This is a genomic window from Halobacillus sp. ACCC02827, from assembly GCF_030291935.1.
Classification (GTDB): domain Bacteria; phylum Bacillota; class Bacilli; order Bacillales; family Halobacillaceae; genus Halobacillus.
This window is the reverse complement of sequence record NZ_CP128168.1, coordinates 2,672,968-2,699,333: the sequence shown is the minus strand read 5'-3', so window position 1 is coordinate 2,699,333 and position 26,366 is coordinate 2,672,968. Positions and strand designations below refer to the sequence as shown.

18 protein-coding genes and 1 pseudogene are annotated in these 26,366 nt (G+C 46.7%); 14 read left to right on the top strand and 5 right to left on the bottom strand.

Translation table 11 applies throughout. The annotated features are described in order from the left end of the window. Window positions 1-3 precede the first annotated feature (3 nt). The 4 genes from pucD (at window position 4) to QRD89_RS14315 (ending at window position 4,938) form a co-directional block, all read left to right on the top strand. Entirely contained in the window at window positions 4-2,262 is a 2,259-nt protein-coding gene (gene pucD, locus QRD89_RS14330; RefSeq protein ID WP_286095536.1) for a xanthine dehydrogenase subunit D, read from the top strand. Next, entirely contained in the window at window positions 2,253-2,774 is a 522-nt protein-coding gene (locus tag QRD89_RS14325; RefSeq protein ID WP_286095535.1) for a (2Fe-2S)-binding protein, read from the top strand. The genes pucD and QRD89_RS14325 overlap by 10 nt, the downstream gene beginning before the upstream one ends. Before the next feature lie 102 nt (window positions 2,775-2,876). Further along, on the top strand, window positions 2,877-4,109 hold the full coding sequence (locus QRD89_RS14320) for an amidase (RefSeq protein WP_286095534.1): 1,233 nt from the start codon (window positions 2,877-2,879) through the stop codon (window positions 4,107-4,109). Further along, entirely contained in the window at window positions 4,054-4,938 is an 885-nt protein-coding gene (locus QRD89_RS14315) for a fumarylacetoacetate hydrolase family protein (RefSeq protein ID WP_286095533.1), read from the top strand. The genes QRD89_RS14320 and QRD89_RS14315 overlap by 56 nt, the downstream gene beginning before the upstream one ends. 22 nt (window positions 4,939-4,960) lie before the next feature. Here the strand turns inward: QRD89_RS14315 and allB are convergent, their stop codons facing one another. The 3 genes from allB to QRD89_RS14300 are packed head-to-tail and all read right to left on the bottom strand — an operon-like array spanning window position 4,961 to window position 8,834. Then, complete coding sequence (gene allB / locus QRD89_RS14310; protein ID WP_286095532.1) at window positions 4,961-6,289, bottom strand: allantoinase AllB; 1,329 nt, start codon at window positions 6,287-6,289, stop codon at window positions 4,961-4,963. Window positions 6,290-6,308: 19 nt separating this feature from the next. Further along, window positions 6,309-7,568: a pyridoxal-phosphate-dependent aminotransferase family protein gene (locus tag QRD89_RS14305; RefSeq protein ID WP_286095531.1), complete on the bottom strand. Its 1,260-nt coding sequence runs from the start codon at window positions 7,566-7,568 to the stop codon at window positions 6,309-6,311. A gap of 15 nt (window positions 7,569-7,583) precedes the next feature. Beyond that, complete coding sequence (locus tag QRD89_RS14300) at window positions 7,584-8,834, bottom strand: M20 family metallo-hydrolase (RefSeq protein WP_286095530.1); 1,251 nt, start codon at window positions 8,832-8,834, stop codon at window positions 7,584-7,586. A 194-nt stretch (window positions 8,835-9,028) separates the two neighbouring features. Between QRD89_RS14300 and QRD89_RS14295 the strand changes: the two genes are divergently transcribed. From QRD89_RS14295 to QRD89_RS14255, 8 genes and pseudogenes are all read left to right on the top strand, one after another. Next, window positions 9,029-10,666: a PucR family transcriptional regulator gene (locus QRD89_RS14295; protein ID WP_286095529.1), complete on the top strand. Its 1,638-nt coding sequence runs from the start codon at window positions 9,029-9,031 to the stop codon at window positions 10,664-10,666. A gap of 93 nt (window positions 10,667-10,759) precedes the next feature. Next, window positions 10,760-12,250: pseudogene (pucL, locus tag QRD89_RS14285) on the top strand (factor-independent urate hydroxylase). A 12-nt stretch (window positions 12,251-12,262) separates the two neighbouring features. After that, a complete protein-coding gene (gene uraH, locus QRD89_RS14280) occupies window positions 12,263-12,610 on the top strand; it encodes a hydroxyisourate hydrolase (RefSeq protein ID WP_008635643.1) in 348 nt (115 codons plus the stop codon). A gap of 67 nt (window positions 12,611-12,677) precedes the next feature. Continuing rightward, window positions 12,678-14,291 carry a gamma-glutamyltransferase family protein gene (locus QRD89_RS14275; RefSeq protein WP_286095524.1) on the top strand — a complete coding sequence of 538 codons (1,614 nt, stop codon included), beginning with the start codon at window positions 12,678-12,680 and terminating at the stop codon, window positions 14,289-14,291. A gap of 18 nt (window positions 14,292-14,309) precedes the next feature. Then, a complete protein-coding gene (locus QRD89_RS14270) occupies window positions 14,310-14,870 on the top strand; it encodes a chromate transporter (protein ID WP_026578223.1) in 561 nt (186 codons plus the stop codon). Further along, on the top strand, window positions 14,867-15,397 hold the full coding sequence (locus QRD89_RS14265; protein WP_008635649.1) for a chromate transporter: 531 nt from the start codon (window positions 14,867-14,869) through the stop codon (window positions 15,395-15,397). The genes QRD89_RS14270 and QRD89_RS14265 overlap by 4 nt, the downstream gene beginning before the upstream one ends. Window positions 15,398-15,578: 181 nt before the next feature. After that, entirely contained in the window at window positions 15,579-16,421 is an 843-nt protein-coding gene (locus QRD89_RS14260; RefSeq protein WP_008635652.1) for an ABC transporter ATP-binding protein, read from the top strand. A gap of 222 nt (window positions 16,422-16,643) precedes the next feature. Further along, complete coding sequence (locus tag QRD89_RS14255; protein WP_008635655.1) at window positions 16,644-17,528, top strand: COX15/CtaA family protein; 885 nt, start codon at window positions 16,644-16,646, stop codon at window positions 17,526-17,528. Window positions 17,529-17,569: 41 nt separating this feature from the next. Here QRD89_RS14255 and QRD89_RS14250 read toward each other — a convergent pair whose 3' ends face one another. Then, complete coding sequence (locus QRD89_RS14250; RefSeq protein WP_008635656.1) at window positions 17,570-20,770, bottom strand: DEAD/DEAH box helicase; 3,201 nt, start codon at window positions 20,768-20,770, stop codon at window positions 17,570-17,572. A gap of 286 nt (window positions 20,771-21,056) precedes the next feature. Here QRD89_RS14250 and QRD89_RS14245 point away from each other — a divergent pair, with 286 nt between their 5' ends. After that, entirely contained in the window at window positions 21,057-22,646 is a 1,590-nt protein-coding gene (locus QRD89_RS14245) for a peptide chain release factor 3 (protein WP_008635659.1), read from the top strand. Between the two features lie 79 nt (window positions 22,647-22,725). Here QRD89_RS14245 and QRD89_RS14240 read toward each other — a convergent pair. Then, window positions 22,726-24,056 (bottom strand): IS3 family transposase gene (locus QRD89_RS14240; RefSeq protein ID WP_286095523.1). Its coding sequence is split into 2 segments (ribosomal slippage): window positions 22,726-23,684 and window positions 23,684-24,056, totalling 1,332 coding nucleotides; the frame shifts between segments, so codons are not numbered across the junction. Between the two features lie 328 nt (window positions 24,057-24,384). Here QRD89_RS14240 and uvrB point away from each other — a divergent pair. Continuing rightward, a complete protein-coding gene (uvrB, locus tag QRD89_RS14235) occupies window positions 24,385-26,364 on the top strand; it encodes an excinuclease ABC subunit UvrB (RefSeq protein WP_008635661.1) in 1,980 nt (659 codons plus the stop codon). The last annotated feature ends 2 nt before the right edge of the window (window positions 26,365-26,366 follow it).

The following is a 26,366-nucleotide window of genomic DNA, read 5'->3' as shown; positions in this document are numbered from 1 at the left end:
AAAATGGAAACATTGTCATCTTATAAGCAGATGATCCGTCCGGATGGAAAGGCGAAAGTTTCAGGAGAACTGCAATATTTAAGTGATCTGTCTTTCCCCTCCATGCTTTATGGGAAGGTGTTGAGAAGCGGTTATCCGCATGCGGAGATTCTCTCCATTGATACAACAGCTGCTGAAAAGATTCCAGGAGTGCAGGCAGTCATTACAGCAGCCGATATTCCGGGTCTTAATGGATTTGGTATTATCACACCGGATCAACCGGTGTTCTGTGAAGATAGAGTCCGGTATGTAGGAGATGCCGTTGCGGCGGTGGCGGCTGATTCTATGACCATCGCAGAAAAAGCATTGTCCCGGATCTATGTAGAGTATGCCCCTTTACCTGTAATCGATGATCCTGAAAAAGCCATGGATGAGGCTGCGATCCTTCTCCATCCAACCGGGAACCTTCTTCATGAGGCATCTCATAGAAAAGGGAATGTAGCAGAAGGATTTGGTTATTGTACGACTATTATTGAAGAAACTTATTCCGTTCCCCGCCAGATGCATACGTATATGGAAACAGAGGGGGGAGTGATTGTCCCCGAAGCTGATGGAAAGTTGACGGTCTATGTAGGGACACAGCATGGATACAAAGACCGTTTCCAATTAGCGAGGATCCTCGACATGAAGGAAGAAGATATTCGAATCATATCAAGTCCTATGGGAGGTTCGTTCGGTGGAAAAGATGAATTGAATATTCAGCCGTACGCTGCTCTTCTGGCTTTAAAGACAAAGCGGCCGGTCAAGATTCGTCAGACGAGGAGGGAGTCCATTGTTTCCGGTCTCAAGCGGCACCCAATGAAAATCACCATGAGAACCGGGATGGACAGCGCGGGGAGACTCCAAGCGCATCAGGTTAAGATTCTCTCTGACACAGGAGCATACGCCACGCTAGGTCCGGCGATCCTTGACTTTGCTGTAGAACATGCCGTCGGCCCATATATCGTACCTCATGTCGAAACAGAAGGGAAAGCGGTGTTTACAAATAACGGGGTGTCCGGCGAATTTCGTGGATTCGGAGGAAACCAGGTGACTTTTGCGCTTGAAGGGCAGTTGGACCGGCTGGCAGAGGCAGCTGGAATCAATCCGCTTGAACTCAGGAAGATCAATATCCGGGGAGTGGACGATCCGGGCCCCCTCAATCATCGCATTGCCCCGACAAACGGAGCGTCCGCTGTTCTTGAAAAAATGGTGGAACATGTAAAGAAAAAGGAACTGAATGTCCCCGGGAATGGGAAACTCACTGGTAGTGGTATCTCCATATCCATGCACGGAGGTGGTCTTGGTTATGGGCGTCTTGATCCTGCAGGGGGGAGTCTTACTTTAAAGAAGGACGGCAAAATCGAAGCGGCTTTTGGTTTTGAAGAAGTAGGGCAGGGGATTTTAAACGTAATAGAAACGATCGGGGTAGCGGAGCTGAATATTACTACCGAGGATTTGATAATTATTATCGGGGACACCGATAAAGTACCTTCGACCGGCTCTACGACAGCATCGAGAGGAACGAGCATGGTATGGCATGCATTTCGCCGGATGAAGGAACCGTTCCAGAGGCTTATTACACAGGAAGCGTCAAGATTAACAGGGGACCCGTACGAAGAATTACGGCTCGGGCCGGGTGGCGTGTATAAGCGTTTATCGGAGGAACGACTTCTTGATTTTCAGACAATAGCAAAACACGCTGCAAACGGAAAACCCCTTTGCGTGACAACAGAATTTGATTTTCCAACGACTTCTGATCCAGTAGATGGCGGTCATTTTCTTTATACATTCAGTGCGGCTTATGCACAGGTGGAAGTTGATACGTGTTCAGGGCAGGTGACGGTGACGGACTTGGATCAAATCGTTGCCGCCGGGCCGGTTGTCAGCTTAATTGGCTATCGTGGACAAATCGAGGGCGGCGGCATTATGGGGCTTGGGTACGCCTTAATGGAAGACGCCATTATGGATAAGGGGAGGTATGTGACAGAGAACTTGGATGAGTATTTAATACCTACCATAAAGGATGTTCCCAAGACAATGCTGGTGGAACCAATCCAAGAATTGGAATTTGGGGATGAATACGGTCCGAGAGGTGTAGGGGAAATAGGCACCGTGGCAGCAGCACCTGCCATTGCTTCCGCCGTATTTCATGCAACAGGTCATTGGGTGGACCGCCTTCCTATTTCACCTGCTGCCGTCCTTGGAGCGCTTGCTGACAGGAGGAACAAGCAATGGATATGAGAGAAATGGAAGATGGAACCAGTGGGAGAAAGGACGCTTCTCCGCTCTGTATTACAATTAATGGGGATTATGAGGAGTATTACGTCGCCCCCTCTATGCGGCTTGTAGATTTCCTTCGTGATTACCTGGGTATGACAGGAACAAAAATCTCCTGCGAAATCGGCCGTTGCGGTGCTTGTTCAGTACTTGTGGACGAGGTGTTAATGAATGCATGTTTGCTTAATGTGTATCAGGTTGCCGGTAAGTCCATCCAAACCATTGAGGGAATGAAGGGAGAAAAGGCGCTTCACCCAATCCAAGAAAGTTTCCTGAAGGATGGAGGTTTCCAGTGCGGGTACTGCACACCGGGGATGGTGATGGCCGTCCAGGCATTATTGGCAGAATACCCTGAACCGACAGAAGTGCAAATTAGAGAAGGTTTGTCCGGAAACCTCTGCCGCTGCACAGGCTACGGAGGTATTATCCGTGCTGTTAAAAGAGCGGCACGTGAGCTTCGTCAAGTCAAGATATAAAAAGGAAGTGCCGTGGTATCTCAGTGGTATAGAGGGTGTATGAGTGAAAGATTTCTTATGATCCTGTGAAAGATACATCTTTAAGATGGGGGAGTTTAGGAGATGACTGATGCTTTCATAAAAGAAGATATGCGGAAGGAACCGACTGGGTCCGGGATTCTTGACGGCTTAACCTTCGGTGTGAAGGATGTTATTTCTGTGGCAGGTCACACAAACGCAGCAGGTAACCCGGATTGGTTGAATACCCATGCTCCTGCACAGCACAATGCGCCTGTCATAGACCGGCTGCTTGAGGAAGGAGCATTACTTCACGGGATGACTCATACAGATGAGCTGATGTACAGTTTGAACGGAGAAAATGTTCACTATGGTACACCAATCAATCCAAAGTCCCCTGCCTGTATTCCTGGTGGTTCCTCAAGTGGATCGGCGGCAGCGGCATCGGGTGGTGAGGTCCATTTCGCATTAGGGACGGATACGGGCGGATCTGTGCGGATCCCAAGTTCTTACTGCGGAATATACGGATTTCGGCCGACGCATGGAGCAATCGACGTTCAAGGGGTCATCCCCCTGGCTCCCAGTTTTGATACGATAGGCTGGATGGCAGATGATCCTGTGATATTGTCACGTGTCGGGGATATTTTCTTCCGAAGGGGAAAAGGGAGTCCGCGGTTGGAAAAGATAAAAATTGCATCAGATCTATGGGGGCTGCTCGATCCCGACTTACATAAATGCTATGCCGCTCCGCTTCGTCAAGTGAAAGTGATGTTTAAGGAAGTAGAAACACGCCTTCTTTCTGAGGATGGTCTTGGGGAATGGGCGGATACGTTCCGGGTGCTCCAAGCGCAGGAAATATGGCAGGAACACGGGGGGTGGATAGCAGACGTTCGTCCAAGGTTTGCTTATGATATATACAGACGCCTTCTTTGGGCCCGTTCTATCTCTGATCAGGATATGACGGAACGAAAGGCTTACCGGAATAAAATCAAGGCTTGGACGAATGCGTGGATTGGTGATGACGGAGTACTTCTTCTTCCGACTACTCCTGCGGGTCCGCCGAAGAGAGGTACCCCCGCATCGCGTTTGGAGGATATTCGTACTAAAACAATGAAATTGTCATGCATCGCCGGTCTCGCCGGTCTCCCTCAGGTTACTATTCCTCTTCCTTCTACGGTCGAAGGGCCGGTTAGCATATCGCTCATAGCGGCAAAGGGACAGGATCTGAAATTACTAGAAACGGCGTGCTTGATTAGTAAAGAACTACGAAAAGGGGATGCTTATGAAACTGACAGCGTTCAAGGAACACCAGAAGAGTTACTGTGGAATCGTGCATGAAGGCAAGGTTGTTTCTCTGCAGACAATCAATTATATAGAAGGAAAGAACTGGAGTATTGATTTGGACGGGCTGTTGAAGGAAGGACAATGGGAAGAGCTTGTGGGTTGGTATCGGAGTTCCGGAAGAAACAAGCTTTCCTCTTTTCCTTATCGGAAATTAGAGAACCTTCAGCCGGATGATATGCTTCTCTGTCCCGGGAAAACTCTTGGTGTAGGTATGAACTATGTAGAGAAAGCGATGGAACTTACAGGCGAAGCGCCGAAAAAGGAGCCGGTTACGTTTATGAAGCCTCCAACAACGTTGATCGGTCCTGGAGCGGCGGTGCAGCTTCCGAAGGGATCGACTTCTGTAGCAGCGGAAGGAGAGCTTGCTATTATTATAGGAAAAACCTGCAGGGATATAGAGGTGAGGGAGGCTCAGCGCTTTATTGCCGGGTACACGACAGCTCTTGATATGACGGAGAAAGACATTCATAGAGCCGATGATAAGTATCTGCAGTGGTCCAAAAGCTTTGATACCTTTTGTTCCCTTGGGTCCGATCTCGTATGTGGAGATCATTGGTCTTCTCTTGAAGACGTCATAGTGAAGACAACCTTAAATGGAAAAGTTACGCATGAGAATACAGTAGGAAATATGATGTATTCACCAGATTTCATCGTTTCTTTTTTCTCGAAAATCATGACGTTACAGCCCGGGGATGTCATTTTGACTGGGACGCCGGGTTCAAACATGATTCATCCAGGTGACCGTCCTGGCTGCTTAATCACCGGTTTAAATCCATTGGAAAATCCAGTAGAAAGAAAAGAAACCAGGGTGACCGTCCTTTAGCAGGATGGAGCCCTGGTTTCTTTTAATGAGTGCGTTGCTTTTCGTAGTCTTGCTTGAAAACCATCCTCCCGCGTGACAGAGATGCTTCGATCGTGCACGGAAAAGTGTGTCCCATATATATGCTGTGCTTATGCTTAGCCCGGAAGTTGTCCTCTGTCACGGTGAAGGGTCTTCTGGTGTTCACTAAGGCGAAATCTGCATCGTTACCAATTCGGATATGTCCTTTGTTTTCCAATTGAAACCGCCTTGCAGCATTGCCGGCAGTCAACGAAGCAATTTTTTCAAAAGGAATATTATAAGTGATGGCAAGCTCGACCATAGATAGTAGGGTGAATTGTCCACCACTGATACCGCCCCATGACTCAAACAAGTTGTCCGATGATTTCATATCGGGGGGGCATGGAGAGTGATCGGAAGTAATGAAATCGAATCGCTCTTCCATCACCAGTTCAATCAATTCTTTTTGCTCCTCTTCGGAGCGCAGTGGTGGAGCGCATTTAGCGATGGCTCCTTTTTGCTTTAATGCGATATGGTTGAATAATAAATAGTGGGCACATGTTTCGACTGTAATGTCCATGCCCTTTGCTTTCGCTGCTTCAATTCTTTCTAAGGATCTCTTGCTGCTTATATGGACGAAATGGAGAGGGCATTTCGCTATCTCCGCATAATAAATAGCTCTTTCCACTGCTTCCAGTTCTGCTTCGACAGGTCTGGAAGCGAGGTATTCCTCCGGTGTACCATTACCTCTTTTTGAAAATTCCTTTGTTAGAAATGCAGTCATTGGTCCACTTTCAGCATGCAAAGCCAGGATCTTCCCTGTTTTTGCGATTTCTTTCATTCCTTGAATCAAGGTATGGTCATCGACTGCTTCGAATTCATCATTTCCTGTCTCAGAAAGAAAGGCTTTAAAGCCGATCACCCCCTCCTCCGCCATGGACGCGAGGTGGTGTTCATTTCCGGGAACCAAACCACCCCATAATCTGAAATCTATGAGTGATTTTTGAGCTGCTACTCTTTGCTTTTCGATGAGGGCTCCGCGTGTGGTGGTGGACGGTATGCCGTTCAAAGGCATATCGAAGAACATCGTTGCGCCCCCGGCGGCCATCATGCGTGAGCCGGTAGCGAACCCTTCCCATTCTTCCCGGCCCGGTTCATTGAAATGGACATGGGTGTCAATCATCCCTGGGAACAGATGCAGCCCGGAGGCATCATACACATCGGCGGCCGGTTGGGAAAGCGTATCTTCGATAGAGACGACCTTCCCGTTTTTAATACCGATATCCTTCTGTAGGATACCGCTTTCTAAAACGACGGACGCCTGTTTTATTATTAAGTCCAACGTTCCATTCATATCAGCTGTCCCCTTTCTGTCAGTGCTGCGCTGACTTTCTGAATGTCTGTACGCCGTAGCTGTCCAAAGCAGCCTGCAGTGCTTTTCCAGGCTGGATATCTGTGCCGTGTCGGATGAGAACAGCTTCCAACGCGCTCAATGTGTGAAGGATGTTTTCCTTCCGGCAGCTGTAACCCATCGTCCCTATTCTCCATATTTTTCCTTGTAGAGGACCGAATGAACTTGCGATCTCGATTCCGAATTCATCAAGCAGCATCCTTCGTACCGATTCCCCATCAATCTCAGAAGGTATCGTCACACACGTTACGGTCGGGAGTTTGCAGGCTGGATTGCCGAAGATTTGCAGCCCCATTGCTTCTAATCCTTTGATGAGGGCGGACTCATGGTGCTTGTGGCGTTCAAACCTATATTCCAGCCCTTCTTCCAGAACGATGCGCAGACCTTCTCTCAGTGCATACAGCATGGTCGTAGCTTCTGTATGGTGATTCAGCCTTCTAGGTCCCCAATAATCCTGCAGCATACTTAAATCCAGGTAGTTGCTCTTAATAAATGGTTTGGATCTGAGTCCTTCTTTTTCGCGGTCCCCTTCTGTCGAGATGCCGCGTTCGACCTTCTTCCTCGCTCGGATTAGTTCCTCAATTCGTTCGTTATAAGTGAGCGGTGCCATTCCGGAAGGTACGGAAAGGCATTTTTGTGTTCCGCCGACAATTCCATCGATCTCCCATTCGTCTACTTTAATTTCCACTCCACCTATGGAGGCAACAGCATCGACAATAAAAAGGGCGCCCGCCTGTCGACATGCGTGTCCTATCTTCGTCATAGGCTGCATCCGGCCGGTCGATGTCTCTCCGTGGACAAGGGCAACGATTTTAGGAGAAATTCGTTCTATTTCTTTGATTACCTGCTCCTCCTCGAACACTTCTCCCCAGGGGCATTCCATCGTGTGTACCTCTGCTCCGTACCGCTCGCAGATTTCCGTCAAAAGATAGCCGAACCGTCCGAAAATCGGGACGAGAACGTTGTCGCCCGGCTCGATGATGCTGCACAGCATCGCTTCTATTCCGGATCTCGATGTACCGTCGACGGGAAATGCCCATTTGTTCTTTGTCTGAAACGTTTGCCGGAGCATTTCCATTACTTCGTTCATAATGGCGGTAAAGGCGGGGTCAAATTGTCCGACGATCGGTGTGCTCATGGCTCGAAGCACTCGAGGGTCCACCTCCACAGGTCCTGGTGTCATAATGGTTCGTATTGGAGTGTTTAAGTCACGGTAGGTCATATTCTTTCTCCCTTCTTATACATAAGCAGATTGATAAAGCATACTTGTGAGCAGCTCAATTCCCTTTTCCAGTTCCTCGGGTGGTGTATATTCTTCCGGGCAGTGGCTTCGTCCATTTCGACTCGGGACGAATAGGAGAGAGGTTGGACAGAAAGGAGCGAAAACCTGTGCGTCATGTCCGGCTCCACTGATTATCGTTCTCGCGTTAATGTTCATCCTGTCAGCCGTATGGCAGGCTAATTGAAACAGAGACGGATCCAGTTCTGCCGGCGTTACCTCAAGCCAGGGCTTCATATCGACAGACATGAGATAGGCGGCTTCGCAGTGAAGACAGTAACGGTGGATTTCCTCACAATAATCCTGGAGAATGTCGTTATCCTGGTGGCGGACGTCAAGGGTGAAAAGGGCTTCCCCTGCAATGACGTTGGGAACGTTCGGTACCGGCCGGATCTGCCCGACTGTGGCGACGAGGTCCGGGTGTGTGGATGCAGCCGTTTTCGTAATGAAATGAATGATATCCGCTGAAACGGCGAGGGCATCTTTTCGAAAAGGCATTGGTGTCGTACCTGCGTGATTACTTTCTCCATTAACTTTTATGGTGAAGCGTTTCTGTCCGACGATATGGCGGACGATACCCAGCGCTGATCCGGTTTTTTCAAGGACGATTCCCTGTTCAATATGACACTCAAAGAAACGATGGATATCCTTCCGAACGGGGGAAGTGTACCGGGCAGGATCGAAGCCGCATGCTTTCATCGCTTCATATAAGGAAATACCGTTATGATCCTGGATGTTGGATCCATCCTCCAAACCATATCGTCCTGTAATGTGTCCGGAACCCCAGAAGGTAATGGGAAACCTGCTGCCCTCTTCTTCGCAGAGAGAAACGATTTCAATCGAGCGCTTCGGTCTTCCGAATTCAGTCATTAGTCGCTGAACGGCAATCAGACCCGCAATGATTCCGTAGGCGCCATCATATTTGCCTCCGTTCCTTACGGTATCGATATGAGAACCGGTCAGGACGCAGTCCGCTTCCGGCTCACTTCCTTCCAATCTCCCAAAAAGATTGCCGACACTGTCAAAGCGGGAAGTGAGTCCGATAGATTCCATGCGTTCCTTCAAAGCGTTCTGGGCACTCAGCCAAGCCTCCGTATAGAGGAGGCGTTCGACACCTCCGTCTTTTGTTTTACCGTAGGATGCCAGCCACTCGATCAGTTCCTCGTTTGCAGGAATATTGATTTGATCTCTTCCCGTATTGGTATTCATTCCTATCCATCCTTTGTCTGATAATGGAGACAGGAAAGGTCCTGTAACCATAATAGTAGTTGTAAGTGTATCAATAGACAGGAAGAACATCATTAGCAATTATGTAGGATTTTGCTCATTTATTTGTGCAACATCAATAAATTATCAGAAATTTGTGATAAAATGTACGCAATAATAGTTAGGGGGATACTCGTTTGAAAGTAAAAAATGTTTTAGATGTTCCGGCGTTGAGCGGCAGCAGAGTGATTGCCGGTGTCACGGGGATCGACCGGGAAGTGCTCCATGTCAATATGATGGATGCACCTGACATCGCGCGCTTTTTGAAACAGGATGAAATGCTTGTCACGACTGCCTATCATGTTAGGAAAAATCCTGCGGAGCTCGTAGACCTCGTTCGACATATGGATAGTCAGGGATGTGCTGCACTCGGAATTAAAACGAAGCGTTTTTTACAGGAGATCCCTGGTGAGGTATTGCGGGAAGGAGATAGTCTCGGGTTTCCAATCATTGAAATTCCTGCAGATAATTCTCTTGGGGATATTGTCAATGAAATTTTGAGCAGTATTCTCGACCGGCGAACCAATGAGCTGAAGGAAGCATTGGAGACGCATAAGCGCTTTACCGATCATGTGATGAGAGGCAAGGGGATGGAGGGATTGATGAGGAACATTGCAGAAACGATCGACCATCCAGTTGTTCTGCTTGACCCTTATGCGAAGCCGATCGCTTATTCAAATGTCAGCACACGATTGAAAAAAGGGATTGGAGAGCTGTATTTCAAAGATTTTTCTGCTTATTTTCCGGATACTCCGTTCTTCAGTTTTTCCATCGTGTCTGATCGGGAGTGTTACTCTGTGTTTGTCGTTCATACACACGAGAAAAGAGCAGGGTACCTCCTTGTCATGGGGGAACTTCATCCGACCGATCATGGTAAGATGCTTACCATTGAACAGGCTGTCAACGTCATTTCTTTTGAACTCGTAAAGGAAAATGCACTGAAGCAGTACTCCAAACGGGTAAAGAATGATTTCTTTTTCCATTTCACAGAGGGTTTATACCATTCCGATGATGAAGTCGTAAGCCGAGCGAAAGAATTCTCGCTGGAGAGGGAAGCGAATTACATATGTGCAGCAGGAAAAGTAGATGGGAGTCTTGCTGAAGGGAGCTATACTCAGAATCAGAGAGCGATCGATGCCATCTATGAATATATGGAAGATGAAGTAATCCGGCTTTCTTCATCCACTCATTTATTCACGAAGGGGGATCTGTGTGTCCTCATCTTTGAAGTGAAGGACACGGTGGAAAATATTAATGCCTATGCCCGGTCCTCCCTGGGTTTGGTTCAAAAGAAAATAGAACAGCGTTTTCAACGTTCTTTGTCTTTTGGAGTCAGCAATATTGCGAGGGGGCTTCTGCAGGTGAAGAATGCCTTCAAGGAAGCTGAGAGAGCTATGAAGACGGGAACGTTAGCCGGGAAGCACGGGTTTATTCAACTCTATCAAACGAAAGATATCGAAGAATTGCTGCGCATTATTCCTCGGGAAGATTTACAGGAGTTCTGCGCTCATTCCCTGAAGCCTTTGCTCTCCAGGGGGATGGATAAAGAAGAGACGCTGCTTCAGACTTTGTTTGTTTTTCTTGAAACACATTGTCAAATCTCTGAAACGGCAAAACGGCTGTACGTTCACAGAAATACAGTGGTGTATCGTCTTGAGAAATGTGAAGAGCTGCTGGGGGAACGTGTATCGGATTCAGAGGCCACCATACGTCTTCGACTTGCACTACGAATCAGACACTTACTAGAGGCGCCTGAATTTAGTTACTATGATTAAAATTGTGTGTGAAACTTGTGGATGCTGCATAATGACTTTTGTCAGAATATTAAGTAAAATTCAGGTAAATAAAGCATGGTGGAGGAGGAAGCGATGGTCCGATTACAAGAATTGAATGATTGGAATGACGAGCAATTTATCCAGGAGCTCGGTGGAGTGTTCGAAAGCTCCCCGTGGGTGGCGAAAAAAGCAGTCAAGTTCAGGCCTTTCACCTCCCTGAAAGACCTTCATGAGAAAATGGTCGGAATCGTGGCTGATTCTCCTCAAACGGAACAGCTGGAGCTTATCCGTTCTCACCCCGACTTGGGTGCAAACATTAAAATGAGCAGTCAATCTGTTTCTGAACAAGAAGAGGCGGGACTGAGAGATTTAACAGAAGAAGAATTCAGGAGTTTCCATCATCTGAATGAAATCTATCAGCAGCGTTTTCAGTTTCCTTTCATTTTTGCGGTGAAGGGAAAACGTAAAACTGAGATTCACGCCGCATTGCGAACGCGGGTTGCTAATGACAGACGAGCGGAATTTCAGAAGGCGTTGGAAGAAGTCTATGCGATCGCTTCCTTTCGTCTTTTAGACAAAATAGAAGAATAGAGGAGAGATTCAATGGATAATGACCGCTTAATGTATTATGGGAAAAAAGATGTCTTTGCTTACCGCACCTATATGAAACCGCTCGAAGGAGTAAAGGAAATCCCGGAATCGGACTTCAGTGGCCGTGACAATGTCGTGTACGGCCTCAATGCAAGCGTATCTGTCGGAGGGAAGGAATTTTTATCCTCTTTTACCGAAGGGGATAATTCAAAAGTTGTCGCGACGGATTCTATGAAAAACTTCATTCTAAGGCACCTTGCCACCTACGAAGGAGCAACGACGGAGGGATTCCTTGCTTACGCAGCCAAGGCTTTCCTGGATCGGTATCCCCACTTTGAGCGGGTGGAAATGTCAGGGGAAGAAATCCCTTTTGAGCAGACCTCAGCACGACCCCTTTCTGACGGCAGGAGTAAGAGCGATGTCGTTTTCAAACATTCCCGGAATGAGCGGGTATCCGCTTCGACGGAATTTATCCGTACAGCAGACGGTGGAACGGTCATAAACAAACAACGCAGCTCTCTGACCGACCTTCAATTGATCAAAGTAAAGGGAAATTCATTTGCGGGGTACATTCGTGATGAGTATACGACGCTTCCGGAAGACAGCAACCGACCGTTATTCATTTACCTGAATATTCACTGGGGTTATGAAAATGTTGCAGATGCCTATGGTTGGAAACCTCCATTATACGTTGCCGCCGAACAAATCAGGGATATTGCTTCCAGTGTGTTTCACGAACTCCAGACACCATCGATCCAAAACCTCATCTACAGGATCGGCTGTCGTATTCTCGAACGTTTCCCGCAGCTGAAGGACGTGACCTTTGAATCCCAGAACCGGACGTGGGAGGCCGTAGTAGAGGAAATCGAGGGGTCCGAGGGGAAAGTCTATACGGAGCCCCGTCCGCCTTATGGTTTTCAGGTATTCCACGTAACAAAAGCTGATCTTGGTTCCGAAGAAACTACCGTATCCGAAGCACGGATGCATACGTAAGGAGTTTAACTGATGGCATCACTGACTACGCATGTACTTAATCTTGCTGATGGGAAACCCGCATCCCGAGTGAAAATTGACTGTCTGGAAATTCGAGACGGGGAATACTTTCATTTAAAAACGGATTATACGAATGAAGACGGGCGTCTGGATGCTCCAATTGTGGAAGAGGGCTCGTTGCATGACGGAACGTATGAACTTGTTTTTCATATAGGGGACTATTTTAAAGAGAGGGGCGTAGACGGACAGCCGTTCCTGCAAACGATCCCGGTTCGATTCGGAGTGGAAGCAGGGGAAGATCATTACCATGTACCGCTCCTCGTCTCACCGTTTGGTTATCAGGTTTACAGAGGAAGCTGATCAGGAAATGGCGGAATTCCGTCATTTCCTTTCTGTCTGTTCATAGAAAAAAGAAAGGGTGGAAAGAATGGCGAAAATCAATCACTTGCATTACCCATATCAATCCCGTCGTGTGAGCACAACGGCCAGGAAAGGGATGGTGGCAACATCTCAACCGCTTGCGGCTCAAATCGGGTTGGATATATTGAAGAAAGGGGGGAACGCTGTCGATGCAGCGATCGCATCTGCTGCTGCCTTGACAGTTGTCGAACCGACATCGAACGGTATCGGCGGTGATGCCTTCGCGTTAGTCTGGATAAATGGAAAACTGCACGGGCTGAACGGGAGCGGTCCCGCCCCTTCAGGCATATCGATTAATAAAATGAAAGCTCTTGGGTATGAAGAGATGCCGCAATATGGCTGGATGCCTGTGACGGTACCTGGTGCTCCCGGGGCGTGGGTGGAACTTTCGAAAAAGTTCGGAAAGCTTCCATTTCGGGAACTTCTTGAGCCGGCAATTGCATATGCAAAAGAAGGGTTTGCAGTCTCTCCCATCGTGAGCAAGCTGTGGAACAGGGCATATGAACGGTATAAGCATGAGTTGACGAGGGAAGAATTCTCTTCTTGGTTTGATACCTTTGCACCGGGAGGAAAGGTTCCGAAAGCAGGCGATACATGGCAGTCGACAGACCACGCTGCGACACTTGCCGCCATAGCTGAAACGGAGGGGGCTGATTTTTATACCGGCGAACTTGCTGACCGTATAGCGGCATTCTCTGAACAGTGCGGTGGTTTCCTTACGAAAGAGGACCTCTCCGGTTACAAGCCGGAATGGGTGGACCCCGTGTCTGTCCCGTACCGGGGGTATGAGGTATGGGAGATGCCTCCGAACGGACAGGGAATCGTCGCTTTGATGGCCCTTCGTTTGTTGGACGGATTCTCATTTGAAGAGAGAGACAGCGGCAGCACGTTCCATAAGCAGATTGAGGCAATGAAGCTTGCCTTTGCAGACGGTGGTCACTATATTGCTGAGAACCATTCAATGAGAGTTGATGTTGATGAACTCCTGAGTGAAGCATATGCAGATAGTAGAAGAGGAGAAATGGGTGCTAAGGCCGCTTTGCCGGCACCTGGAAATCCATCGACGGGTGGAACGGTTTATTTAGCAGCAGCAGATGAAGAAGGAAACATGGTTTCTTTCATACAGAGCAACTATAACGGATTTGGATCCGGACTTGTCGTTCCAGGAACAGGAATTGCGCTTCAAAATCGCGGTCGTAATTTCTCTTTTGACCCCGATCACCCCAACTGCCTGGAGGGTGGAAAGCGAAGTTACCACACGATCATTCCCGGTTTCCTGACATGTAAGGGGCAGGCAGTGGGGCCGTTCGGTGTCATGGGAGAGTTCATGCAGCCGCAGGGGCATGTCCAGGTCATTATGAATATGATCGATTTCCACCTGAACCCCCAAGCCTCTCTTGATGCACCCCGCTGGCAATGGAAAACCGGCAGGAATGTGCTGGTAGAAAGTGATTTTCCATTAGAGGCATTGGAGGCATTGCGCGCACGGGGCCATGAGATAGAAGTGATGGAAGACAGAACATCGTTCGGACGTGGGCAGATCATCTGGAGAGATTCGGAGACCGGCACGTTATACGGAGGAACAGAATCCCGGACCGACGGTTCTGTCGCGGCCTGGTAAAGGGAAGGGGGAAGGGAAATGAGAATACAGCTTCAAATCTTCCTCGCATTCTTCCGAGTAGGTATCCTCGGCTATGGCGGGGGGCCGTCTTCTATACCGCTCGTACATAAAGAGGTCGTTGAAAAGTATAAATGGATGAATGATGATGAATTTGGTGATCTTCTCGCTCTTGCGAATACGCTACCTGGACCGATTGCGACTAAAATGGCCGGCTATATCGGTTTTCGGGTAAAAGGAACGCTGGGGCTGACCAATGCCATTCTAGCTACCATTCTCCCCACCATTGTTTTGATGATTGTGCTGTTGACTTCGCTTTCTTCTTTTAAAGACAAAGCATGGGTGCAGGGGATGACGCAGGCGGTCATACCGGTTGTCGGTGTGATGCTTGCCGTTCTGACTTGGCAGTTTCTACAGAAAGCAGCAAATGGACTTGGTTATTTAATGACAGGTTTGCTTGCATGTGGCACGCTCCTCCTTCTGCGGCCGCTGGGCGTACACCCGGGAATTATCATTGCCATTCTGTTAGTAGCGGCACTGACCGGTAAAGGGAAGCAAAAATCGAAGGAGGGTGCATCATGATCTATTGGAAGATATTTGTCGCCTTTTTCATACCGGGGATTCTAGGATACGGCGGTGGACCGTCTTCCATCCCTTTAGTGGAGAATGAAGTAGTGGATCGTTATGGTTGGTATGAGGTTAGGGAGTTCAGTGAAATATTGGCTATGGGGAATGCATTGCCCGGACCGATTGCGACAAAAATGGCAGGTTACATCGGATATGAACAGGGCGGGGTTCTCGGTGCCGTCATCGGAATTGCAGCCACAGTAGGGCCGTCCATGATTCTAATGATCGCACTGCTTGGAATTTTGTATAAATACAAAGAATCACCACGCGTAAAGCGGATGACTATGCTGGTGAGACCGACGATCGCTGTATTGCTCGGAATAATTACGTATGATTTTTTTGTGAATTCTTATGAAGGGGCGGGGCTTTTCCAAACTATTTTTCTGATAGCAGCGAGCTTTCTGCTTTTGGAACGGTGGAAAGTCCACCCTGCGTTGGTCATTGCAGGTGCACTTGGTTACGGCGCGCTTTTTCTCGGATAAGAAGAGTTCTTTCACAGAGGCATCCTGCATATTATTTTCAAGTGTGTAATGAAAATGATTCTCAAATTCATTGACAGCAATCGATAGAGCCCATAAACTAGAAAGTAGAGAAAACTCGGAATTCCATGATTGAATATAGATGACGGCGTTGGAATGTGTGATAACAAAGGAGAGATCGACTATGGATACCTTGTTTGCAAATAACTTGACATTAGGATATGGCGACTCAATCATTATCGATTCTTTGGATGTGAAAATCCCTAAAGGAAAAGTGACGGTACTCATCGGTGGGAACGGGTGCGGGAAGTCCACTCTGCTCCGGTCAATGGCGCGGTTACTGAAACCGAAATCAGGCGAAGTCATCCTTGATAGTAAGGATATCGCAAAAATGCGGACAAAAGAGGTTGCCAAGAAGATGGCGATTCTTCCGCAAAGTCCAACGACTCCGGAAGGTTTGACTGTGTATCAGCTTGTTAAACAGGGCCGCTATCCATACCAGGGCTTCGGAAAGCGTTGGTCGAAAGACGATGAACATGCAGTGATGACGGCATTAGAAGATACGAATTTAACGGAATTGAAGGATCGTACCGTCGATTCTCTTTCCGGTGGACAACGGCAGCGTGCGTGGATTGCCATGACATTGGCTCAAGACACCGATACGCTTCTGCTTGATGAACCGACTACCTATCTGGATATGACTCACCAGATTGAGATTTTAGATCTGCTGTTCGACTTGAATCAGGATAAAGGCCGGACGGTCGTCATGGTGCTCCATGATATCAACCTTGCCTGTCGTTATGCCGACCATATCATCGCTGTCAAAGATAAAACGGTGTATTCTCAAGGGAAGCCGGAAGAAGTCGTTTCCTGTGAAATGATGCAGCACGTATTTGAGATGACGTGTGATGTCAGAGAAGATCCGTTGTTCGGCACACCGATGTGTATCCCGCACGGAAAGGGCCGCTGTCTTATCAAACAAGCCCAGGCGGAAGCGCGCAAACAACAAGCAGCAGTTACGGTCTGATGGAAACCGGGGAGGAATGGACCTTCCCGGTTTTTTTTGTTTTATGATCGTCCATTCTTTTAATGGCCAACCTCGAAGAAGTAGGTGGATTTAGGTTGTTCACAAAAAGTTCATGAGAAACGTATAGGATTTCCTTTCTCTATTAATTCTAATTCGTGATATGATTTATTTTGGAACTTCATGTTTTTATAATTAACATCTAAATAGAGAAAGGGTAAGACGATGAAGAAATTTTCAATTTTAACTACCATCGTCACGTTTCTCGCACTAATTCTCGGGAACCTTGTCGTCGCAACCGATTCCGGGGATGCGTGCGGAAGTACGTGGCCTGTATGTAATGGACAAATTATTCCTGATATTACGGATTATCATGTCATCATCGAGTATTCCCACCGTTTAATGGTTCCACTTCTTGTCGTATTGACTGGAATCAATGCAATCGGTGCTATCATCAAATACCGTAAGCATAAGCCTGTATTCGTATTGGCTATCCTGAGTATCATTCTGCTGCTTTTCCAATCCATGGTTGGTGGTTTGAACGTGCTCTTGGGAACACCTCCCGGCTTCACGACATTTGATGTAACGTTCAGCCAAATGCTGTTGGTCATTCTTGTACTGCTCAGCTACAGTTTGAACAACAAACCAGTCGAGTTGGATCGAGATCGCTGGTCGTCGGTATCTCAAAGCTACCGTGCTTTCCTGATCGGCTATAGTGTATACGTTCTTCAAGTCATTTTGGGTGCTTTCTTTAAACATAGTCGTGCCAGCAATGTTCTCTTGGATATACCTGCAATGGAGTACTTAATTAAGAGTGAATCCATTGCCAACATGATTTATTCGCTCCATTGGGTCGCTACGTTCGTCATTATCGTAGCTGCCATTTGGTTTGTCATTTACGCTTCCAGGTTCCGCTATCATATCTTGTTGTCCTGGTTGTACCTGTTATCAATCGTTATGAACGCTGCTGTAGGGTTTGTAATCGTCATTACGGGCAATGTCGTATTGGCATCGTCCCTCCACATGTTGATATCAACGGTTACGATGGCTATCGGAGCAAGCATCCTTGGCGGGTACTGGTTTAAAATGCGTAAAAAAGCCGCAGTGTAAACAAAAGCAGCTGTCTCTTGTGAGACAGCTGCTTTTTTATTTCATGCAAAGAGTTGTTTGATTTCCTCTTCACTTAAAGAGGTAAGCATCGATTCACCAGGCTGGATAATTTGATCAACAAGATCCCTTTTCTTCTGCTGCAGTTGATAGATCCTCTCTTCAATCGTACCTTCTGCTATCATTCGAATGACCTGAACGACTTTTTCCTGGCCGATTCGGTGTGCACGACCGGCGGCTTGTTCCTCGATTGCAGGGTTCCACCACAGGTCATACAAAATGACCGTGTCGGCTCCGGTCAAATTCAGACCGGTCCCTCCGGCTTTTAAGGAGATGAAGAAAGCATCTTTCTCTCCGGCATTGAACCGATCGACCATTTCCATACGTTTTTCTGTTTTTGTCCGACCGTCCAAATAAAAGGCATCCAGACCGGATTTCTGAAGTTCCTCGTGCATGAGGGAAAGCATACTGGAAAACTGAGAGAAAATAAGAAGACGGTTGCCGTTTTCTTTCCGCTCTAAAGCAAGTTCCTTCAGCTGCTCCAATTTACCTGATTTCCCTTCATAGTTCTCCAGGAATAATGCTGGGTGGCAGCAAATTTGGCGGAGGCGTGTTAATCCAGCCAGGATCTCAAGTTTCCCTCGCTGTATTCCTTTTGTCGCAATGGTCTCCTGGATATCGTTCTGGATTCGTTCCAGGTAGGCGAGGTAAACCTCTTTCTGCTCCCTGGTCAGCTCTGAGTACTGGACAGAATCGATCTTATCCGGTAGTTCATCAAGAACCTCCGTCTTCATCCGTCGTAATATAAACGGCCGCGTCATCATGGAGATCTTCTCTGGTTTTAATTGCGTGAATTTCTTTTTGCTCGGGAAGAAACCCGGCATAATTGCACGGAATAAAGACCACAACTCTTGAAGAGAATTCTCAATTGGTGTTCCACTTAAGGCGAAGCGGTGTCTGCTTTTTACGGATCGTACCGCGACGGCAGTTTTGGTCGCTTCGTTCTTGATCGCCTGTGATTCATCAAGAACCATGGTGTGGAATGACTGGTCGCTGTAGGAGGCAACATCCTGTCTCAATAATGGATACGAGGTAATCCAAACATCTTTAGAAGCAGCTGCTTCCAGAGCTTCCTGACGTGAAGACGGGTCCCCGGTCAACACCTGGAGAGAAAGGGAAGGTGCAAATTTCTCTAATTCCTTCTTCCAGTTAAAGACGAGAGAAGCCGGAGCAACAATCAGCGCCGGTTCATTCATCAGCCCTTCTTCTTTTTCATGAAGCAGGTAAGTGATCGTCTGCAGCGTTTTTCCAAGTCCCATATCATCCGCAAGAACACCGCCGAGACCATAGTGGCTGAGCATCTTCATCCAACGAAAACCGGTGAGCTGATAGGAGCGCAGCTCTGCATTCAGTCCAGATGGAGGTGCGATATCAAACGACTGTGGTGATTTAAGCTGGTTCACAAGTTCATGGAACAGCCGGTTTCGTTCCGCATCCGTCGGTTGAAGGGCATCTTCCACCTGAAGGCTCCGCGCCGTGGAAACGTGGAGTTGATTGTCATCTAAATCCTGTGCGGTAAGATCCAGTTCGTTCATAAGTTTCTGGAAGCGTTCAAAGGAGTCCGAGGTCAAAGACATTAGAGCTCCATCCGAGAGTCGATAATACTTTTTCTTTTCAATTACGGCCTTGAGCGCTTCGTGTATGTCATCAGAGCTGATTCCCTCAATGGTAAAGCGGATATCAAGCCAGTTCCCTTCGTTTTCAAGCTCGACGGAACTTTGGAGTTCGTGTGCTTCTTCGCTGATTAAAGAGCGTACGGAGGAAGATAAGTAGACATCACTCCACTCTTTAAGCTTCGGAAGATAATAGCGCAGAAAAACATCTAAAGGGTATTCATCTTCAATATAGACCATTTCTCCATCAAATTTAAATTCGGCAGACTCAATGATCTGCATGATATGCTCTTCCGTTTGACTGTCTCTTTGTATAATTGCCTGAGAGACGTTATTCTGTTGAAAAGGATCGATGGTAATGTCACCATAATGGAACTTTACATCAATGGTTAATGTCCATTGGGAGAAGTCCAAATAAACTTCTGCCCGCAATGGCTCCTGAATAATTCTTTCCTTAGCGGAAGAGTCCAGATTAACGTCAGCTATCCGCTCTAACTCTGGCAGGACGTAGGAAACAATTCCTTCCATATCGTGATAGCTTACTGTGTGACTTCCGCTCGAGTTGTATGGGAGCGTGGTATATAAGGTCCTCAAAATATCTTCTTTCTCCGGGTCAATTGGATAGAAGGAAGACTGACGGTACAGCATATGGTAATCTGCCAGGTAATCATATTCCTTCAACTTGTTCATATGCATATGAAAGTGACCGCGTTCTTCCGTTACGTAAAAGGACAAATCCGGAAAATCTTGTTCGAAGCGGACAGCCCCCATCGGATCGCCACGGTCAATCATCGCAGCATTTTGTTCCTGCAGCAATGGAAGGAGATCCTTGGTCATGGCAGGTGGAATGCGTAAAACTTTCTTATCGTTCATACTCCAATGCTGCTCATAAAACTGCTCCTGTTCATATGCCCGCTGAAGAATATGGAAAATTCGCTTATCCAGCTCTGTAAACAGGTGTTCGGATGGGTCAAAGGTGAACTTTTTCGTAATCCTGTAAGGCTGCTGCTTCCGAATGTGGTCAAGAAGCTCCCGAATATTCTTGATGACGTAGGGATAGCCTTCGCCGATTTTTATCTCCATTCCAAGACTCTTCGCGCCAAGCATGGATTGAAGGTGCAGAAAATAGTTGACTTGCAGCGGCCGCTTGCTTTCTGTTTCCGACTGGTTTTCCTGACGCTGCCGGAAAGCCTCAAACAAACTTACAGCGAACATACGGTCTTGACTGGCCGGAGGGAATTGGACGTTCTTCCCTTTCTCCGCCAGACGCGGAGCGAGCTCCTCCAATGTTTTCTCACGTATGGCGATTAAAACGGCGGCGATATGTTTACACGTATAGTGCTCTGCATATGCCGGGCATTCGCACGTCGCCTCGACATCTTCATCATCAAAAAAGAAAACGCGGACTTCATAATCATGGGTCCCCGCTACGACCGCCCGCCAGGAACGGATGGCGCTATTATGTGACAGTCCATACACTTTACCTGATTCGAAGTAGCGTTTACCCCGCTCATAGTAAGTGGGACCGGTAATCTTTTGTATATCTTTCGGTTGTAGTAAATAACTTTGCATATATGGCATCCTTACTGAACGTTATTTGCTTCTATTATAACAGGTTTGCAGAGGGGGAGAGAAGTGGAAGGAATCATGGCCCGTCACGTCAAGCATTGATTTTAGCGGGCGGTTATGCTAACTTTCAAAGTATAATCAAAAGTGTTGAAGCGCTCTGAAATCGAGGCGCGCTTTTTTTATGGAAAAGGAATGCTGTACGGATCATGTGTCCACGACACGGTCGTTGTAACGTATATCCTGCCTTAAATCAAAACATATAAAAATTTATAACATGGAGGATATAACGATGAATCCTATTCAAGAAGAAATGAAAAAGCGTCGTACGTTTGCTATTATCTCCCACCCGGACGCCGGAAAAACGACGATGACGGAAAAAATGCTGCTGTTTGGTAATCTGATTCGTTCAGCAGGAACGGTAAAAGGAAAGAAATCTGGTAAATTCGCTACATCCGACTGGATGGAAATCGAGAAGCAGCGGGGAATCTCAGTAACATCGAGTGTTATGAACTTCCCATATAAAGGCTACCAGGTCAATATACTGGATACGCCTGGCCACGAAGACTTCAGTGAAGACACGTATCGCACGCTGACAGCTGTCGACAGTGTTGTTATGGTTATTGACGGGACGAAAGGAATCGAGGCACAGACGCTCAAGTTGTTCAAAGTCTGTAAAATGCGCGGCATCCCAATTTTTACGTTCATTAACAAGATGGACCGGGAAGGACGCGAGCCGTTCGATTTAATGCAGGAAATTGAAGAAACTTTAAATATTGAAACATACCCGATGACCTGGCCTGCCGGTATGGGGAAACGATTCCTCGGGGTTTTTGACAGAGAACAGGAACAGTTCGTTCATTTCACAGGAAATGAGGAAGAAGATTATATTCCTTATAACCAGCTCGATCAGTATCCGGAATTAACAGAAAATGCAACATTCCAGGAAGCTCAGGAAGAGATGGAACTTGTGGCAGAAGCCGGGGAAGCTTTTGATATGGAGAAGGTGCTGCGCGGTGATCAAACGCCGGTATTCTTCGGTAGTGCACTCGCGCCATTCGGAGTCGAAACATTCTTTAATTCATTTATTGAAATGGCACCCGAACCTGCACCACGTAAGTCAACGGAAGGTGTCGTTTCACCAGAAGACGAGGAGTTTTCAGGTTTTATTTTCAAAATCCAGGCTAACATGAATCCGCAGCACCGCGATCGGATCGCTTTTGTTCGAGTTTGTTCCGGTAAATTCGAACGCGGAATGAACGTCACGCTCTCGCGAACCGGAAAAACCTTTAAACTTGCCCAGTCACAACAGTTCGTAGCCTCTTCCCGTGGAACCGTTGAGGAAGGATATGCAGGAGATATTATCGGAATCTATGATCCAAACGTCTATCGGATCGGCGATACGATTGTTACAGGTAAATCCAAGTTTGAATATGATGAACTTCCTCAATTCCCGCCGGAGATCTTCAAGAAGGTTACAGCTAAAAACGTTATGAAATCGAAGCAGTTCCGCAAAGGTTTGGAACAGCTGGTTCAGGAAGGAGCAATTCAGCTGTTTAAACGCTACAGCTTCGAAGATTTTATCATCGGTGCTGTCGGAGAACTTCAATACGAAGTATTCGAATATCGGATGAAGAATGAGTATAATGTGGATATTGAGTTGATACCGCTTGGAGAGCGTATTCCACGCTGGCTTAAAGAGGATCAGGTGGACGTTTCGCTGTTCGATGAACGGAACATGCTTGCTGAAGATCGGGAAGGGAATCCGGTTGTTCTGTTCAAAAACGATTTTTCCCTGCGTTGGTTCATTGATAAGAATCCGGATATTGAGTTGATCGATTTGTTTGAAGTAAATGAATATAATCAAACCTTTGATGCGTAAGCCCTGAATTGATATAGAAATAAAGAAAGCACCTGTGGTGAACTGTAACCTATAATTCGGACAGTTTATAAAAAGAACCTTAGGCGGCTAGGAGATGATCTCGGTATTGCACCGGGGTCATCTTATTTAAATTCCACTGATATCTTTTATTATTATATTTTGCTATATACTGGCTAATTTCTTCTTTAAGTTGGCTTAGGCTTTCACATGATTGGTGATCCACCATATCCTTTAAATGACCAAAAAATGATTCCATAGGTGCATTATCCCAACAGTTACCTTTTCGGGACATGGACTGACGAAGGCCAGCTTCTCTCACTCTAGATTGGAATTTGGGGTGAGTGTAATGAAACCCTTGATCCGAATGAATCATTGCTTCTGGATGGAAAGATCTTACGGTGTCTTGAAGTTTCTCTAACGTTCGGTAAACAATATCCATCCCTAGGGAAGTAGATATATGGTGAGCTACAATTTCCTTTGTTGTACTATCTTTCACGCAAGAAAGATATGCTTTTTGACCTTTCCCAAAATACGTGTAAGTGATATCAGTCAAAAAGACTTTTCCGGGTTCTAGTTGTGTGAACTCTCGGTTAAGATGGTTTGGGCACGTACGATGCTCTTGAGTGGCTTTCAACATTTGTTTGTATGGTTTAGCCTGTCTGATCTTTGCCGAAAGATCAAATTTCTTCATTAATCTTCGAATTTTTTTATGATTCATGATGACCCCATAATCATTTTCGAGAATCAACTTAATTTGCAGAGCTCCTACTTTCTCATGGTTTTGTGAGAAGATAACTTGAATAATTTGTATATCCTTTTCGTCTTTCTGATTTTTCACTTGTCTTTTGGAATCACTATTTATCCACGCATAATATCCACTTCGACTTACTCCTGTGAATTCACATAAATAAGAGACCATACTCCTTAAGGAGTAATTATGGATTGTTTCATAAATAAGCTGATAGACTTCTGATGGAGTTATTTTCGTTTCTTCTTCAACGCCTGCCTTTCGAGTTTGTCTAGCTTTTTTAAAAAATCATTTTCAGCCTCTAAGTACTTAATACGAGCTTCCGCTTTCTCAAGTTTTTCTTCCGCAGACATCTTCTTTGAAGAAGGTCGACCTTTACTTCCTTTTCCACGACGGTCTCCCTCCAGACCAAGTTCTCCGTACTTTTCAAATGTGTTACGCCAGCGCTTTAAGCATCTTCTGGGTTGATCCTTCCCAATCACTACTAAATCAAATCCGTGCTCTTCAAATATTTGAGATGGAAAGTTTCCATTCTGATATTCCTGAATTGCAGCTTTCTTAAATAAAGGATGGTATGTGATAGAACGTTCCGATACCTTTACGACATTCGGATTGTCCTCTAATTGTTTCATTTCCGTATTTGAATAAAGATGTTTACTCATAGTCACACTCCGTTCATATATTTATTTTGATTATAAACGGGTTTCCTTCCTTGAAACAGAAATAACCCGAATAACGGGGCACTTTTTTATAAGTGTCCATTATTCGGGTTATAGTTCATGGATACAGGTGCTTTTTATATTTTTCCGAGTCGTAAAGGATATAGGTGAGCGTTGGCTGGATGGAAAAGGAGTAGGTCGGAGAGAGGGGATAAAAATGGAAAAACAGGGAAAAACCAATTGCAAGTGCGAATGTTTGTTCGTTTAAGGTTAGAATGGTAAACTGTTGTGGTAAACTAGGAAGGAATAGTGAGGAACGGAGGTTTTCGTCGTGGAGGGACAATTCGAATTAGTATCTAAATACACCCCGCAGGGAGATCAGCCGCGAGCAATCAAAGCATTGGTCGAAGGGATTAACAATGGGGAAAAACATCAGACGTTACTCGGTGCAACGGGTACCGGTAAGACGTTCACCATGTCAAACGTCATTGAACAGGTCAACAAGCCGACACTGATCATAGCCCATAACAAAACGTTGGCAGGGCAGCTCTATAGTGAATTCAAGGAGTTCTTTCCAAATAACGCTGTGGAATATTTTGTCAGTTACTATGATTATTATCAGCCGGAAGCTTATGTCCCTTCGTCGGATACGTTTATCGAGAAGGACGCGAGCATCAATGATGAGATCGACAAGCTGCGCCACTCCGCTACGTCTGCTTTGTTTGAGCGGAACGATGTCATCATTGTTGCCAGTGTTTCTTGTATTTATGGTTTAGGTTCTCCCGACGAATATCGAAGTCAGGTGCTTTCCATTCGTACGGGAATGGAGAAGGATCGCGATCAGCTGCTCCGGAACCTTGTAGACATTCAATATGCGCGGAACGATATTGACTTTCAGCGTGGTACATTCCGCGTGCGCGGGGATTCGGTGGAAATTATTCCTGCTTCACGGGAAGAACATGCGATGAGGATTGAATTTTTCGGAGACGAAATTGACCGGATCAGAGAAGTGGATGTGTTGACCGGCGAAGTGATCGGCGATCGGGAGCATGTAGCGATTTTCCCGGCCTCCCACTTTGTCACCCGGGAAGAAAAGTTGAAAAAAGCCATTGAAAATATAGAACAGGAAATGAAAGACCGTGTAAAAGAGCTTCGGGACAACGACAAGCTTCTCGAAGCGCAGCGTCTGGAGCAGCGGACAAACTACGATTTGGAAATGATGAGGGAAATGGGTTTCTGTTCAGGAATCGAAAACTATTCCCGTCATTTGACGTTCCGGGAGCCGGGAGCGACGCCTTATACGCTTCTCGACTATTTCCCGGATGATTTCCTGATTATGATTGATGAATCCCATGTGACACTTCCACAGGTGAGAGGGATGTATAACGGGGACAGGGCTAGGAAACAAGTGCTCGTCGATCATGGATTCCGTCTCCCTTCCGCTATGGACAACAGGCCGCTTATGTTTCATGAATTCGAGGAACACATCAACCAGATTGCTTACGTTTCGGCGACGCCTGGTCCATACGAAATCGAACATACACCGAAGATGATCGAGCAGATTATCCGGCCGACCGGACTTCTTGATCCGGAAATTGAAGTGCGTCCGATTCATGGTCAGATCGATGATCTGGTGGGAGAGATCAACAAGCGGAAAGATCGAAATGAGAGGATACTGGTTACAACACTTACGAAGAAAATGTCTGAGGATTTAACGGACTACCTCAAAGAGTTGGGAATGAAGGTTGCTTACCTCCATTCAGAAATCAAGACGCTCGAACGGATTGAAATCATCCGGGATCTTCGTGTCGGTAAATACGATGTGTTGATCGGAATCAACTTGTTGAGAGAAGGTCTGGACATTCCGGAAGTATCTCTCGTTACTATTCTCGATGCAGATAAAGAAGGTTTCCTCCGTTCCGACCGTTCCCTGATTCAGACGATCGGACGTGCAGCACGAAATGAAAACGGAAGAGTTATCATGTATGCCGACAAAGTGACGGCTTCCATGCAGTTTGCTATAGATGAAACATACCGTCGTCGGGAGAAGCAGATTGCCTATAACGAAGAGCACGGTGTAACTCCGACAACGATCAAGAAAGAAGTGCGTGACGTTATTAAGGCTACTGCCGTCGCAGAAGAAGAGGAACAGTACGATACGGGTAAGAAGCCTTCGGAAATGACGAAGCGCGAACGTCAGGAGCTTATCGACAATATGGAAACGGAAATGAAGCAGGCAGCTCGGGAACTCGATTTCGAGCGTGCGGCTGAACTGCGTGATGTTTTGTTGGAACTAAAAGCGGAGGGATGATT